This window comes from Pseudarthrobacter humi, from assembly GCF_024294965.1.
Lineage (GTDB): Bacteria > Actinomycetota > Actinomycetes > Actinomycetales > Micrococcaceae > Arthrobacter > Arthrobacter humi.
Map to the genome: position 1 here is coordinate 1 of NZ_JANCLV010000019.1, position 14,694 is coordinate 14,694.

Genomic DNA, 14,694 nt, shown 5'->3' on the forward strand with positions numbered 1-14,694 from the left:
CTCCCCGACGTAATTCTCCAGCTCGACCCGCAGCCCAGTCTCTTCCATTCCCACGCAACGAAATTAACAGGTCAGGCCCGCGATTAAAAGCCCCTCGCCGAAAACCTAACAAAGTACTACTAGTGTCCTGCTGCTCGTGCGGATCCATGCCCGCCCGCCAGCCGGTAGGACTCCTCCAGCAGTTCTCCGAGTTCCTCTGTGCCGACTCGGGCCAGCCGGACGAGCACCAGCTGCGGCGACCGCTCATGGTGCGGGGTCCAGAAATACGTGTCGGGTTCCGTGCCGGCCAGCGCTTCCCGCTCGGCGCTCTTCACCGTCAGCACGCCGTCCTCCCAGATGCGCGCCATCAGGGTTTTCGCGAACCAGGCGGGCTGGTCCCAGCTGCTGCGTTCGGTGACACCGGGCAGGGCGAGGCACATGCTGCGGACCTCCGACTCGGTTGCCATCGCGGCTAGTCCCCCGGCGCGTCCGCTTTGGAGAGCTCGCCCGTGATCCGTTCGCCGGGGATCCGGGCGGTCCGCCACGTATCCAGGGCGATGACGGCACCGAGGATCAGCAGAGAGAGGGAGACAGAAGCCATGGCGTCGCTGAGCCAGTGGTAGCCGAGGTACAGGCGGCTCAGCGCGGCCAGGGCAACGCCACTGCCCGCACCCACGAAGGCGAAGACGGCCGACCTCGGATTTTTCCGCCGCGAGAACACCAGGAAGGTGGTCACCAGCAGAAAGTCACAGGCACCCAGCACGTGGCCGGACGGAAATGAGTACGTGTGGTCGGCGCCGAACAGCATCAGTTCCACCGGCGGCCGCGAGCGCTGGACGATCGCCAGGATGATCTGGGATATCACGACGCCGGTGAGCATCGCGGCGGCGAGCACGATGGGCCGCCAGGCGTGCTTCGCCGCGAACCCCCAGAGCACCGTCACCACCAGCACGATGATGGGCAGGGCCACGGGACCGAAGACCACCGCGAGGAAGATCATCACGGCAGTGAGGGTCTCAGACCGCAGCGAGAGCAGCCAGTCGCGGATGGGTTCGTCGGCACCCCACGGGCCGGTGTTGCTCTGCAGGACGCCCACCAGCATCGCGATAAACAGCAGGGCTCCCACGGCGACAAGGACCAGCGCCGTCCGGTAGAGAGCCGTGCGTGCGGCCGGTTCCATGAAGCGTTCCTCCACCACGAACTTGTCATGGAAGGTCCGCCAAAGACTGTTCTTGCCTGCCTGCTCTGCCATTGTGTGTCCGTCCGTGCGCCGTTGCGGAGTGCTTAGGGTGAAGATTATCCCTTGTGGGCGGAGTTGGCCGTGCTCCGCACGGCGTTCGCGCCGCTCTTCCCGGCGTTGGCCCGCCCCCGGGCATGTCAGTCCGCCGGGGTAGCCTGACTCAATGGGCGCGATGAATGAGCTGATCAACCGGCAGGGCGTGGACGCACTGGCCCGGATCCTGGCTGAGGCCGCTACGGGAACGGACTGGCCGCACGTCGCCGCTGCCGCGTCAGACTTGGACGATTTGAGCCTGCGCGGCCGGACAGATGCGGTGAGCAGCGCACTGCTGGCGGACGTGCGGCAGCTTCCGGATCCGGGATATCCGACGGCGGCGCGCATCTTCCGGAGCGCCCTTTCCGGCGTCGGTTTCACGGGGTGGATCCTCTGGCCGGTGTCCGAGACCGCCGTCACGCTGGCTCTGGAACCAGGCTCCGGATCCGATCCCGGCCCCGACTTTGAAGACTGCCTGGCCCTCCTGGCCGAACTGACCCCCAGGCTCACCCGCGAGTTCGCCATCCGCCGTCTGCTGGCGGCGGACCTGGCGCGTTCCCTCGGGATCATCCAGGGCTGGACCGGGCATCCGGACGAGCATGTCCGCCGCCTGGCCTCCGAAGGCACCCGGCCGTACCTCCCCTGGGCGGTGCGGGTACCCGCCGTCGTGCTTCACCCCGAGGCGTCCCTCCCGATTCTGGACGCCCTGTACCGCGACCCTTCGGAGTACGTGCGGCGCTCGGTGGCAAACCACCTCAACGACGTGGCGCGGCACGCGCCCGCCCTGGTGGTGGCAACGGCGGCTCGCTGGCTGGCCGCGCCGGACGCCAACACCTCATGGGTGGTCAGGCATGGCCTGCGGACCCTGATCAAGAAGGCGCACCCCGGTGCGCTCGCATTGCAGGGGTTCACACCGGCGTCGGTGGCTGTCACGGGGCCCACGCTGGACCGGAACTCGGTGGCCATACCGGGTGAACTGGCTTTCGACTTCGCGATCGCCAACACCGGGAACTACGATGCCAAGCTCGCCGTGGACTACGTGGTCCACTACGTCAAAGCCAACGGCACGCAATCGGCCAAGGTCTTCAAGATCGCGGCGCTCACCCTCGCCGCCGGTGAGACCCGCACACTCTCGAAGCGCCATGCCTTCCGGCAGATGACCACCCGGGTGCATCACCCGGGCGTCCACGCCCTGGAGCTGCAGATCAACGGGATCCGGCACGGACACACGGAGTTTGAGCTGCACGTCTGAGCTGGGGGGCACTGCGGGTACCTGTATCAACAGCCACTCCCACACATGGGGAATGTGCGGTTGGCTAATAAAAGGAACACCCGGGCTCCGGCCCCTGACGAAGTGATGAGGAAACGAAAATGCGAGCAACCATGATGTATGGCGCCGGCGACGTGCGCGTGGAGAACGTGCCCGACCCCGTCATCCAGAATCCGACCGACGCCATCGTGCGGATCGTCAATTCCTGTATCTGCGGCTCCGACCTGCACCCCTACCACGGCATGCCCGCGTCCCGGCAGGGCAGCCCCATGGGCCACGAGTTCATCGGCGTCGTCGAGGAAACGGGCAGGGACGTGTCCACCCTGAAGAAGGGCGACTTCGTCATCGCCCCGTTTGCCTGGTCCGACGGTACCTGCGATTTCTGCCGTGAGGGCCTGCAGACGTCCTGCCGCCACGGCGGGTTCTGGGCCTCCGGCGGAATCGGCGGCGCCCAGGCCGAGGCCGTCCGCGTCCCGTTCGCCGACGGCACCCTGGTCAAGGCCCCCGTGGGTGAGGACAGCGAGCTGCTGCCGTCGCTGCTGACCCTCTCCGACGTCTATGGCACCGGCTACCACGCCGCGATCAAGGCCGGCGTCAACGCCCGGACCACAGTCACGGTCATCGGTGACGGCGCCGTCGGGCTGATGGCGGTGCTGTCCGCCAAGCAGCTCGGTGCCGAGCAGATCATCCTGATGGGCCGGCACAAAGCCCGCACCGACCTGGGCATCGAATACGGCGCCACCGACGTCGTCGCCGAACGCGGTGAGGCCGGCATCGAGAAGGTGCGCGAGCTCAGCGGCGGCGACGGAACCCACACCGTCCTTGAGTGCGTGGGGCACCGGCCGGCGTACGACCAGGCCCTCGGCGTCATCCGTCCCGGCGGCGTTATCAGCCGCGTGGGCGTCCCCCAGTACGAGGACGCTCCGATCGGCTTCGGCTCCATGTTCGGCCCGAACATCACACTCACCGGCGGCCCGGCCCCGGTGCGCGCCTACATCGAGACATTGCTGCCCGGCGTCCTTGACGGCAGCGTAAACCCCGGCAAGGTCTTCGACCGCACCATCAGCCTGAACGACGTGCCCGACGGCTACCGCGCCATGGATTCCCGCGAAGCCCTGAAAGTCCTCGTCCGCCCGTAGCGCCACTTTCGAAAGGCCTGCCATGGCTACCTGGCTCATCACAGGGTGCTCCACCGGACTCGGCCGCGCACTCGCCCAAACCGTGCTGGCGCACGGCCACAACGCCGTCGTCACAGCACGAAGCGTCACCGCTGTGGAAGACATCGCGGCCGCCTACCCGGACACCGGATCTCACCGGCCGGATCCGGATACTACCCCGCAAGCAAGGCAGCGCTGGAGTGCCTGTCCGGATCCCTCCACAAGGAACTGCAGCCAGTCGGGATCAACGTCACCGTCATCGAACCCGGCGCGTTCCGGACCGACTTCGCCGGCCGCTCACTGACCCAGTCTGCGACGCCGATCGAGGACTACGCTGAGACAGCCGGGAAACGCCGCAAGGAGAACGACACCATGCACGGCACGCAGCCGGGCGACCCGGCCAAGGCGGGGGATGCCATCCTGGCGGTCGCCGAAAGCCCCAACCCGCCGTCCTTCCTGGTGCTCGGCAGCGACGCCTTCAACGCATTTGCCGCCGTAGCCAATGCACAGCGCACCGAACTGGACCAATGGCGGGACGTCAGCCTCAGCACGGACAGCGGAGGAGAACGACCATGAGCACGCAGAGGCAACCGAAAACTCCCACCGTCAAAGGACCCGAGGAGTGGTTTACCGGCGACGTCTACTTCAACGCGTACTACTCCGGCCAGCAACCGTCCCGTGCCCGGCTAAATCTGGTTCGCTTCGCCCCCGGCGCGCACACCGCCTGGCACAAGCACGCCGTCGGTCAGACCCTGCACGTCACGGAAGGCATCGGTTATGTGCAATCGCGTGGGGAAGAGCTTTCACCTGCTGACGGGGCGCATAATGGCAGGCTTGGGTGCGTCGGATGCGCAAGAAGAAACCCCGGCAAGCAGCATGCCCGCAACCATGTAAGACACTTTCGGCTTGTTCATTCCGTTGACCTCCCTGGCTGCGGGTGCTTTGCCGTTGGTCCCGGTTCGGCGAACTCGTCATCGTGCGTGGCAGCCCAGGAGGCCAAAAGCTGCAAGGCATCAGCCGTCGGGGAGCCCGCAGGCGCGGTGTACACGTTCAGCACCAGGCCCGGCTCACTGGGCAGCTCCATGGACTGGTAGTTCAAGTCGAGGTCACCCACCACCGGATGATGCAGCCGCTTGAGCCCGCTGCGGTGGAAGACGACGTCCCGGGAAGCCCACCGGTCCCTGAACAGCTCGCTTTGCGTCGACAGCTCGCCAACGAGCCGGATCAGGTCGGGATCGTGCGGATGGCGGCCTGCTTCAAGCCGCAGCATCGCCGCGGCATCGTTGGCGATCTGATCGTAATCGCGCCAGAACTCCCGGGCCGCCGGGTCAAGGTACGTAAACCGGGTGGTGTTCACGGGCCGGTGCGCGCTTTTGAACACGGGTGCGTAAAGGGCCCTGCCCATCCGGTTGGCCGCCAGGATGTCATGGCGGCCGTTGCGGACCCACGCCGGCGCGTCAGCCATTGCATCGAGGACCTGCTGGACTTCGGGCCGGACAGTACCGGACGGCTTGCTGCGGTTCCTGCGCGCCGGCCCGGCGGCGCGGGCGAGGTCAAAAAGATGCTCCCGCTCGGCTTCGTCCAGCTTCAGCGTGCGTGCGAGCGCATCCAGCACGCTTTCGGACGCCCCTGCAAGGTTGCCGCGCTCCAGGCGGACATAGTAGTCCACTGACACACCGGCCAGCATCGCCACTTCCTCACGGCGCAGGCCGGCGACCCGCCGGTTCCCGCCGTACGCAGGCAACCCGGCTTCCTCGGGCGAAATCCGCGCCCGCCTGGAACTTAGGAACTCCTTGATGTCCGCGCGCACGTCTCCCATACCCCTACGGTAAGCGCCAGCGGTCCCGGGCGGCAGGCACTGTCAGTACCTGCCTGCCCGGCGCCCAAGGAATGGAGGCCCAGGAATGCACGCCCAGACGCCGGGTTTCGACAGGCTCAACCACCGGGAGCAGTCTCAACCACCGGCGCTACCGCTGGGTGGTTCCGCTGGCGGTGGCGCCCAGCATGGCGAGTTCGGCCCGGCTGGGCAGGCCCTCCCAGTCACCGGCCGTGCTGACGGCGAAGGCCCCCGTAACGGCGCCGCGCTGCAGGCGGCCGGCAACGTCCTCGCCGTCGAGCAGTGCGGAGAGGTAGCCGGCGGTGAAGGCGTCCCCCGCGCCCACGGTATCAATGCTGGTCACCGCGACGGCGGGCGCCTCGAACCGTCCGGAGGCGGTGTGGACGCCGGCGCCGGCGGATCCCCGCTTGACCACGACTTCCCCAACCCCCTGCTCCAGCAACGAGGCAGCGAGCGCTGTTTCGGCGTCGTCGTACGCCAGGGAATCGGAGCCACTCAAGGCGGCGGACGCCACGAGGTCCAGTTCGTCGTCGGACGCTATCAGGATGCTGGCGTGCCGCGCGATGGGGCCCAGCACGGCGCGGGCCTCGTCCCGGGTCCAGAGCCGTCCGCGGTAATTGACGTCGAGGGAGACCGCCACTCCGTCGGCTGCGGCGCGCTCGGCAGCGTATTCAAACGCCTTCCGGGCTTCCGGGCTGAGCGCGGGGGTGATGCCGGTCAGGTGCAGCACGCGCGGGCCGGCAGCGAGGGCACTGTCCACGTCGTCCCGGCTGACGGTGGAACCGGCCGAACCGGCGCGGTAGTAGAAGGCCCGGGTGACGTCCGCGGTCCGCTGTTCGAGGAACATCACGCCCGTGCTGCGGGACGGATCCACCCGGCACTGCGTCCCGATGCCCTCGGAGCGGAGCTGGCGCAGGATGAATTCGCCGTGCGGATCGGCGCCAACCGCACCGGCCCACGTGACGGTGTGGCCCAGCCGCGCGACCCCCACGGCGACGTTCGATTCGGCACCGGCCACGTGCATGGCCAGGCTTCCGCCGGCGGACAGCGGCCCGGCGGACCGCAGCGACACCATGGATTCGCCGAAGGTCAGAAGGTCGACGGCGGCGCTCACCGCACGCCCGCGGCGGCGGTTGCTGCGGCGGTCGCTACGGTCGCCGCGGCCGTCCGGCGGGCAAAGGAGTCCGCCAGGTCCACAAACGCGCGGGCACGCCCGCGCATCGGGGCCAGGTCACCGCCGGAGCCGGCATCGCCGAACAGCGGTCCGCCGAGTCCGACGGCGATCGCGCCGGCTTCCCAGTAGCCCGCGGCTTCGTCGAGGCCCACGCCGCCCACGGCGATGAACGGGATCCCGGGGAAGGGATCGCGCAGCGCCTTGAGGTAGCCGGGGCCTCCGATGGAGGCGGGGAACAGCTTGATGGCTGTGGCCCCGCGGTTCATCGCTTCATACGCCTCGCTGGGCGTCAGGGCACCGGCCAGCACCGGGATTCCCCGCCGCGCCGATTCCTGGATGGATGCGGCCAGGGACGGCGTGACCATAAACTGGCCGCCGGCCTCGGCGACGTTGTCCACGTCCTGCACCGTCAGGACGGTTCCGCCGCCGACGTAGCAGCCCGCCGGCGCGGCGGCACGGACCTCGCGGATGGCATCCAGCGCCCCCGGCGTGGTCAGGGCGATCTCGACGAACGTGAACCCTTCCGCCATCGCGGCGAGGGCGGCCTGCGCCGCGGCCTTGCCGTCGGTGCCGCGCACGATTCCCACGAGCCGCGACTCCCGGATTCCGGCCAGCAGGCTTTCGGGCGTGATGTCAGCGCTGTCAGAAACGTCAGTCATGTTGTTTACCATTCTGCAAATGCTCCGTCTGCGTGGCGCCAGACCGGCCCGCGCCAGGCGTGGCCGCGCTTGTCCGCCGCGCGGACCACGGCCTCGTCGATTTCAATGCCGAGGCCGGGACCGGTCAGCCGTTCGATGTGGCCGTCCACGAACTTCAGCGGGGACTTGTCCACCACGTAGTCCAGGACTTCGGCGCCCTTGTTGTAGTGGATGCCGATGCTCTGTTCCTGGATCAGGAAGTTGGGCGTCGCGAAGCCCACCTGCAGGCACGCTGCCAGGGCGAGCGGCCCCAGCGGGCAGTGCGGGGCCAGCTGGACGTCGTAGATCTCCGCCAACGAGGCGATCTTGCGGACCTCGGTGATGCCGCCGGCGTGTGACAGGTCAGGTTGGGCCACGGCAATGCCGGCCTGCAGGGCGGGAAGGAATTCCTGCCGGCTGTAGAGCCGCTCACCGGTGGAAACCGGTGTCGTGGTTGAAGAGGTGAATTCGCGCAGCAGGTGCGTGTTTTCCGGAACCACCGGTTCTTCGAGGAAGAACGGCCGGTACGGTTCCAGCAGCGGCGCCACCCGGCGGGCGTTGGCCAGGCTGAAGCGGCCATGGAAGTCCACCGCGACGTCGCGGTGGTCCCCCAGCACCTCGCGGGCCGCGGCAACACGGCGGACGACGCCGTCGATCTCGGCCACCGAGGCGACGGGGCTCATCCGGCCGCTGGCATTCATCTTGACGGCGGTCAGGCCCACCTCGAGCTGGGCGCTGATCTGGTCCGCCACCTCGTTCGGCTCGTCCCCGCCCACCCAGCCGTACATCCGGATCCTGTCGCGGACGTGGCCGCCCAGGAGCTGGTGTACGGGGGTGTTGAAGTGCTTGCCGGCGATGTCCCAGAGGGCCTGGTCCAGCCCGGAGACGGCACTGGCCAGGATGGGTCCGCCGCGGTAGAAGGAACCCTTGGTCATGACCTGCCAGTGGTCTTCGATCCGGAGCGCGTCGTTGCCGATCAGCAGCTCCGAAAGCTGGCCGACGGCGGTGCGGACCGTTTCGCTGCGCCCCTCGCAGGTCGCCTCGCCCCAGCCCACTATCCCGCTCTCGGTCTCGATGCGGACGAACAGCCAGCGCGGCGCGACGAGGAAGGTTTCAATTCTGCTGATGAGTGTCATGCCGGACCTAGCCCTTGGTAGCTCCGGCGGTCATGCCGGAGACGATGTACTTCTGCGTGAAGAGCGCAATGATCATGATGGGGATGGTCACGACGGTGGCGGCCGCCATCAGCCCGCCCCAGTCGATGCTGGCGTAGGAGACGAAGTCGAAGATGGCCACCGGCAGCGTCTTGGTCTTGGACCCGGAGAGCACCAGGGCAAACATGAAGTTGTTCCACGAGAAGATGAAGGACAGGATGCCTGCGGTGGCCATGCCGGCCACGGACAGCGGCAGCGTGATGCGCTGGAACGCGCCGATGGGCGTTAGCCCGTCCACCTGTGCCGATTCCTCCAGCTCCAGCGGAAGCGAATCGAAGTAGCTCATCATGATGTAGACGATCAGCGGCAGGGCAACGAACATGTGGCTCAGGATCAGTACCTCGAACCCGCCCACCATTTTCAGGTTGGAGAACACGTAGTACCAGGGCACCAGCAGGGAGACACCCGGGATGACGCGGGCCATCAGGACCACCAGGGCCGAGCGGTGCATGGTGAAGCGGCTCATGGCGTACGCGGCCGGGACACCGAGCACCAGCGAGAGGGCCGTGGAGACAAAGGCCACCCAGAAGCTGTTGAAGATGAACACGAAGTAGTTGTTGCGCTGCAGCACGTTGGCGTAGTTCTCGAACGTGGGGCTGAAGATGAACGATTTGGCGGTGTCGTAGATGTCAACGTTGGTCTTCAGCGAGGCCAGCAGCATCCAGAACAGCGGTGCCACCAGGAACAGCACCACGGCGATCAGGGCGGCGACGCGGAAGACCTTGTAGGCGCGGGTGCCGAGGGGCTTCTTCGGGCGCCGGACCGGCAAGGACTGCCGGGGCTGCCCGGCGGACGTTTGGGTTTCGGTGTTTTCTGTGTTTTCTGTGTTTTCTGACAGAACGGTCATTTGCTTACCGCTTTCTTGCGCATGGTCAGCAGCCACATGGAGCCGATGATGATCATGAAGAACAGGATCAGCACCGCGGAGGACAGCCCGTACTGGTTGTAGTCGAAGCTGAGGCCGTAGGCGTAGACGTTCAGGGTCTCCACCTCGTGGAAGGACCCGCCGCCCTTGCCCTTGGTGGCGTACAGGATGTCGAAGGTCTTCAGGGCGTCGATGCCCCGGAGCAGGATGGCCACAATCACGGTGGGCATCATCAGGGGCAGCGTGACGAAGAAGAAACGCTGGAACGCGTTGGCGCCGTCCATGCGTGCCGCCTCGTCGGGCTCCTCGGAGAGGGAGGTCAGGCCCGCGAGCAGGATCAGGACCACCATGGGGGTCCACTGCCACACGTCCATGAAGATGGTGGTGCCGAGCGCGGTGTCCTGGCCGGAGAGCCAGGGCTGGGCGGGGATGCCCACAGCGGCGAGCAGCTGGTTCGCGAACCCGATGTTGGGGTCGAAGATCAGCCGCCACATCATGCCGACGGCTACCGGGGTTGCCACGAGCGGCAGCAGGATGGCCACGCGGACCCACTTTTCGCCGCGGAAGGGCCGCCACAGCAGCAGGGCGATGCCCATGCCGAGCGCCACTTCGCAGACCAGGGCAATGCCGGTGAAGGTGAGTGTGCGGCCCACAGCGGGCCAGAAGCGTTCGACGTCGGACAGGACCGTCAGGTAGTTTTCCAGGCCGATGAATTCGGTGGCTGCGCGGACGGAGCCCTGCGAATCGGTGAGGCTCAGGTACAGCGTCCAGGCCAGCGGGAAGATGATCAGGACGCCGACGAAGGCCATCGCCGGGGCTGCGAACAGCCATTTGCGGTGCCGGTTGGCCCAGTCAGAGAATTTTTCGCGGGCACCGGGAGCACGGCCTGCGTTCCGGGCTGCGCTGCGGGGAGGAGTCATGACAGACATGGTTCACCTAAGGAGTCGGGGGGGTGAAGAATGGCCGGGGCGGGACGGCAGCGTCACTGCCGTCCCGCCGGGGCTGTTGCGTGCACCGGGCCTCATTGGCTGAGACCCGGTGCGCCGCGTGCGTTACTTCTTTTCGCTGTCCAGGAACTTCTGGAAGGCCACGTGGGCCGAGTCTGCTGCGGCGGACGCGTCGGCGCCGGTGATGCTGGCGACGATGGGCTCGCCCACGATTTCGCGGGCCTTGCCAACGGTGACTACCTCGGGACGGTCGTGGCCCACACCGTTTTTGGCGCTGGCGGCAATGGCCTCGGCCAGGTCCTTCGGGTAGGTGGAGGTTCCCGCGGAGTCAGCCCAGACGGAGGCGCGGGGTCCGGGGACGCCGGCCTTCTGCGCAGCCAGGGTGCGTTCCTTGCTGGTGGCCCACTGGATGAACTTCCAGCCGTTGTCCTGGTTGCCCGAGGCCTCGTTCACTGCCAGGCCCCAGGACGGGATGTTGTACGGCTTGGAACCGGCGGGACCGGCGGGCAGGGTGGCGAACCCGACAGTCTCGGCCACCTTGGACTTGGCCGGATCGGTGGCGTTCTTGTAGAGCGAGTCCGCCTCGGTGTAGAAGGCGGCCTTGCCCTGTGTGAAGATGGCCATCGCCTCGGGCCAGCTCATGTCGGTGCTGACGTTGGCGGGGCCGTAGTTCTTGATCAGGCCGCCGTAGTACGCGTAGGCCTTTTTGGCAGCGTCCGAGTTGACGGTGGACTTGCCGCTGGAATCGGTGAAGTCGCCGCCGAAGCTGTACAGGAAGCTGGAGAACTGGGTGACGGCGGCGGACTTGCCGGTGCGGGCCACAAAGCCGGCGGTCTCCGGGTTGGATTCCTTGATGGCCTTGGCGGCCGCCTCAAGCTCCTCCATGGTCTTGGGGACCTCAAGGCCGGCGGCCTTCAGCAGGTCCTTGCGGTAGTAGAGGACTTCGCGCTCGGTGATGATGGGGACGCCCACAACCTTGCCGTCAGCGGTGGTGGCCTTGACCGGGCCCTCCTGGTAGTCCTTCCAGTCCCAGCCGGAATCCGCGGAGACCTTGCTGGTCAGGTCCGCGAGGTAGCCGTTCTTCGCGAACGCCCTGCCTTCCTGGAGCGGGCGGTACATCATCACGTCGATCTCGTCGCTGCCTGCGTTGAGCTTGACGTTGTACTGGTCCGAGAGCTGGTCTTCGCCGAGCTGGGTCAGTTCCACCTTGAGCCCCGAGGATTTCTCGAATTCCGGGATGGCGGCCTTGATGCCTTCGGTCCAGACGTGGTTTGCGAGAGTTACCCGGACGATGCCGGATTCCTTGGCGTCGCTGCTGCCGCTGCCGCCGCCGCAGGCGGTGAGCCCCATGGAAAGTGCCGCGGCGACTGCCGCGTACTTCATTACTGAACGTCGCTTCATGACGACTCCCTTGCTTCCAGGCTGACGTCACTGTCCAGCCATCTACAAATGCATCTTTACATCTGCTCTGGAAGAGAGCATAGGTAAATAAGGCAGACTTAAACAACCCCTTTTGGCAACCAGTATGATTTATCTATGAAAACCCCAAAGGCGGAGTCCCCTACTGACCGGCATACTGCGTTGGTCCAGAGGCTGGGACTCGCCATTGCGGAGGGGTCCCTCGCGCCGAATTCGGTAGTGCGGCTGGACGAGCTGGAGGCGCAGCACAAGGTCTCCCGCTCCGTGGTCCGGGAAGCCGCCCGGGTTCTGTCGTCCAAAGGCATGCTGGCATCCCGCAGGCGGTTCGGCACCGTGGTGCAGCCCGAAGAGGCCTGGAACCTTTACGATCCCCAGGTGATCCGCTGGCGGCTGGCCTCGTCCCGGCGTCTGGAGCAGCTGCAGGCCCTCAACGAGCTCCGTGGCGCGATCGAACCGCAGGCTGCCCGGCTCGCCGCCGAACGGGCGTCATGGGATGCCGGCAGCGATCTTGTCTCACTGGCTGCGCGGTTGTGGGCCGCGGGCCAGCGCGGAGCGCAGGAGGAATTCCTCCTGCTGGACGTGGAGTTCCATGCCGCCGTCCTCAACGCATCAGGCAACGCCATGTTTGCGCAGTTCCAGTCACTTGTGACAGAGGTCCTCACCGGCCGGACGGAGCACGGCCTGATGCCACACCTGCCCCACCACGAAGCACTACAGCTGCACGTTGACGTGGCCAGCGCCATCCAGCGCGGTGAGGCCGGCGCCGCCCATGCCGCCATGAGCAGGATCGTGGAACAGTTCGCTGAGGAAGTTGGCTATATCTGGTCCGAGCACAACCATGGCGAGTCGCCGGATGCTTCCCCTCAGCACACAACCCCGCGGCACACACCAGAGGCCGACGGCGCCCCCCAATTGCCGCCGTCGGCCTCCCTTTCCACAACCGACGGCTAGAACGAACCCGTGGTGAACTGCCACGTCTTGGTGGCCAACTGATTGCCTGCGAGGTCGCGGACGGACGTCCCGCCGCCGGTTACGGTCACCGTGTATTTCGTCTTCGCCGCCAGGGTGTTCTGCGGGTCCAGGATCCACTGATTGGTGGTGCCGTTGCGGAAGACGGCGGCTGTGACCACGGCCCCGGTGGCGGCGTTCTTCACCGTGAACGTGGCGGCGCTGACGCCCTGGACCGGCTCACTGAAGGTCACCGAAAGGTTATTGTTCCGCCTGACCAGTTGGGAGTTGCTGCCCGGGGTGAACCCTGTGACTGTAGGCGCCGGGCCGGTGGTGAACGTCCAGCTCGTGCTGGCCAAAGGCGTGCCTGCGGTGTCGCGGATGGCGGTGGCGCCGCCCACCAGCGTCGCCGTGAAGGTGGCATCCACGGGCAGGTTGGCGGACGGATCGAGGGTGGCCGTGTTCGTTGTCGCGTTGTAGCTGACCGTTGCCGGGATGGCCGTGCCGGCGGCGTTCCGGAGCACAAATGTTCCGGCACCAACACCCTGGACGGCCTTGCTGAACGTGGCCGTCACGTTGCTGGCCACGGGTACCGCCATCGACTGTGCTGCGGGTGATTTGGCCGTAACTGTGGGGGCAGGCGCCACGGGAGACGGTGCGGGAGCCGGTGCGGGCGCAGGTGCCGGAGCCGCGGCGTACAGCAGGCGGTTCGGCGTGCCGGTTCCGATGCCGGTGATGGCGCCAGTTGTGGCGTTCGAGGTCAGCGCCGCGGCAACCTGGGCGGGCGTGAGCGCTGGGTTCTGGGACAGCAGCAGCGCCGCGGCGCCGGCCGTGTGGGGCGCTGCCATGGACGTGCCGGACATGGAGGCCGTTGCGGTGGCCGAGCTGTAAGACGCGGAGACAATACCGACGCCGGGTGCATACAGATCCACGCAGGAACCGAAGTTGGAGAAGGAGGCCTGACGGTCGGCGGAATCGCTGGCTGCCACCGTTACCGCTGCCGGGAGCCGCGCCGGCGAGCTCCCGCAGGCGTCCGCGGCAGAGTTGCCGGCGGCAACCACTGCAGCAACGCCGTCGTTAATGACACCCTGGAGCGCCGAATCCACTGCCGCGCTGGCCACTCCGCCCAGGCTCATGTTCACCACGGCGGGAGTTCCCGCGGCGTGGTTGGCGGCGATCCAGTCCAGGCCGGCAACGACGTCGGAGTTGAAGCCGGAGCCGGAGCAGTCCAGCACCCGGACGGGGACGATCGTCGCCGCCTTGGCCACGCCGTACGTGGTCCCGGCCACCGTTCCAGCCACGTGGGTGCCGTGGCCGTTGCAGTCGCCGGCGCCGCGGCCATCGGCCACGGCCGTCCAGCCTGCTGCCACGCGGCCGGCAAACTCTGAGTGTGAGGCGAGCACGCCGGTGTCCACCACGTACGCGTTGACTCCGGCGCCGGCGGCGGTCCAGGTGTAGGAACCCGAAAGGGGCAGGGGCCGCTGGTCCACGCGGTCCAACCCCCATGGCGCGGGCTGCTGCGTTGCGGAGAGCGTGATGGGCGCATCCACCTCTACCGACGCGACGCCCGCCGAGCGGGACAATGCCGCGGCTTGCGCCGGCGTCGCCGTGACCACGGCGCCGCGCAGGGCGTGCGAAAAGGAACGGCCGACGCCGATGCCCTGCGTTTTCAGTCGCGCCGCCTCGGCGGGGACGTCCGTTTCGGCGGCGAAGCGCACCAGGTAGCGGACGCTTGCGTCCTGGCCGCCCGGGGCAAGGGGCGGTGCAGCGGCGGCGGGCAGGCCCGAGGCGGTCAGTGCCACCGCCGAAATCAGCATGCTGGCAGCGGTCAGCACAAAACGGAAGGTGCGCATGGCGGGGTCCTCGTGTGACGGTCTGGATTGATGCTGGCGGCAACAAATCCCCGCCTATCACCAGATTAGGAGCCCGCCACG

14 protein-coding genes are annotated in these 14,694 nt (G+C 67.3%); 4 read left to right on the plus strand and 10 right to left on the minus strand.

The window, feature by feature from the left end:
- Positions 1–119: 119 nt before the first annotated feature.
- Both NFC73_RS18775 and NFC73_RS18780 read right to left on the minus strand, forming a co-directional pair.
- The gene (locus NFC73_RS18775; RefSeq protein WP_254752708.1) at positions 120–446 is read right to left on the minus strand and encodes an MmcQ/YjbR family DNA-binding protein; all 327 of its coding nucleotides are present in this window, start codon (positions 444–446) and stop codon (positions 120–122) included.
- Between the two features lie 5 nt (positions 447–451).
- A complete protein-coding gene (locus tag NFC73_RS18780; RefSeq protein ID WP_254752710.1) occupies positions 452–1,231 on the minus strand; it encodes a phosphatase PAP2 family protein in 780 nt (259 codons plus the stop codon).
- 151 nt (positions 1,232–1,382) lie between these two features.
- Between NFC73_RS18780 and NFC73_RS18785 the strand changes: the two genes are divergently transcribed.
- From NFC73_RS18785 to NFC73_RS21105, 3 genes are all read left to right on the plus strand, one after another.
- Positions 1,383–2,504 (plus strand): DNA alkylation repair protein, encoded by a 1,122-nt coding sequence (locus NFC73_RS18785; RefSeq protein ID WP_254752712.1) that lies wholly within the window; start codon positions 1,383–1,385, stop codon positions 2,502–2,504.
- Positions 2,505–2,623: 119 nt separating this feature from the next.
- Positions 2,624–3,661 (plus strand): zinc-dependent alcohol dehydrogenase family protein, encoded by a 1,038-nt coding sequence (locus NFC73_RS18790; RefSeq protein ID WP_254752714.1) that lies wholly within the window; start codon positions 2,624–2,626, stop codon positions 3,659–3,661.
- A gap of 45 nt (positions 3,662–3,706) precedes the next feature.
- Positions 3,707–4,255 carry an SDR family NAD(P)-dependent oxidoreductase gene (locus NFC73_RS21105; RefSeq protein ID WP_504967625.1) on the plus strand — a complete coding sequence of 183 codons (549 nt, stop codon included), beginning with the start codon at positions 3,707–3,709 and terminating at the stop codon, positions 4,253–4,255.
- A gap of 334 nt (positions 4,256–4,589) precedes the next feature.
- On the opposite strand, the gene NFC73_RS18800 is transcribed toward NFC73_RS21105, so the two are convergent.
- The 7 genes from NFC73_RS18800 to NFC73_RS18830 all read right to left on the minus strand — a co-directional run bounded on the left by NFC73_RS18800 (position 4,590) and on the right by NFC73_RS18830 (position 11,794).
- Entirely contained in the window at positions 4,590–5,498 is a 909-nt protein-coding gene (locus NFC73_RS18800) for a helix-turn-helix transcriptional regulator (RefSeq protein WP_254752716.1), read from the minus strand.
- Positions 5,499–5,646: 148 nt separating this feature from the next.
- Positions 5,647–6,630, minus strand: coding sequence for a sugar kinase (locus tag NFC73_RS18805; RefSeq protein ID WP_254752718.1), 984 nt, complete (start codon positions 6,628–6,630; stop codon positions 5,647–5,649).
- Positions 6,627–7,349 (minus strand): bifunctional 4-hydroxy-2-oxoglutarate aldolase/2-dehydro-3-deoxy-phosphogluconate aldolase, encoded by a 723-nt coding sequence (locus NFC73_RS18810; protein ID WP_254752720.1) that lies wholly within the window; start codon positions 7,347–7,349, stop codon positions 6,627–6,629. The genes NFC73_RS18805 and NFC73_RS18810 overlap by 4 nt, the downstream gene beginning before the upstream one ends.
- A 5-nt stretch (positions 7,350–7,354) precedes the next feature.
- A complete protein-coding gene (dgoD, locus tag NFC73_RS18815; RefSeq protein ID WP_254752722.1) occupies positions 7,355–8,503 on the minus strand; it encodes a galactonate dehydratase in 1,149 nt (382 codons plus the stop codon).
- Positions 8,504–8,510: 7 nt separating this feature from the next.
- Positions 8,511–9,428 (minus strand): carbohydrate ABC transporter permease, encoded by a 918-nt coding sequence (locus tag NFC73_RS18820; RefSeq protein WP_254752724.1) that lies wholly within the window; start codon positions 9,426–9,428, stop codon positions 8,511–8,513.
- Positions 9,425–10,366 (minus strand): carbohydrate ABC transporter permease, encoded by a 942-nt coding sequence (locus tag NFC73_RS18825; RefSeq protein WP_254752726.1) that lies wholly within the window; start codon positions 10,364–10,366, stop codon positions 9,425–9,427. Before NFC73_RS18825 ends, NFC73_RS18820 begins: the two co-directional genes overlap by 4 nt.
- Positions 10,367–10,498: 132 nt before the next feature.
- Complete coding sequence (locus NFC73_RS18830; RefSeq protein ID WP_254752728.1) at positions 10,499–11,794, minus strand: ABC transporter substrate-binding protein; 1,296 nt, start codon at positions 11,792–11,794, stop codon at positions 10,499–10,501.
- Between the two features lie 135 nt (positions 11,795–11,929).
- Here NFC73_RS18830 and NFC73_RS18835 point away from each other — a divergent pair, with 135 nt between their 5' ends.
- Complete coding sequence (locus tag NFC73_RS18835; protein WP_254752730.1) at positions 11,930–12,763, plus strand: FadR/GntR family transcriptional regulator; 834 nt, start codon at positions 11,930–11,932, stop codon at positions 12,761–12,763.
- Here the strand turns inward: NFC73_RS18835 and NFC73_RS18840 are convergent.
- Entirely contained in the window at positions 12,760–14,613 is a 1,854-nt protein-coding gene (locus NFC73_RS18840; RefSeq protein ID WP_254752732.1) for a S8 family serine peptidase, read from the minus strand. The genes NFC73_RS18835 and NFC73_RS18840 overlap by 4 nt on opposite strands.
- Positions 14,614–14,694 lie beyond the last annotated feature (81 nt).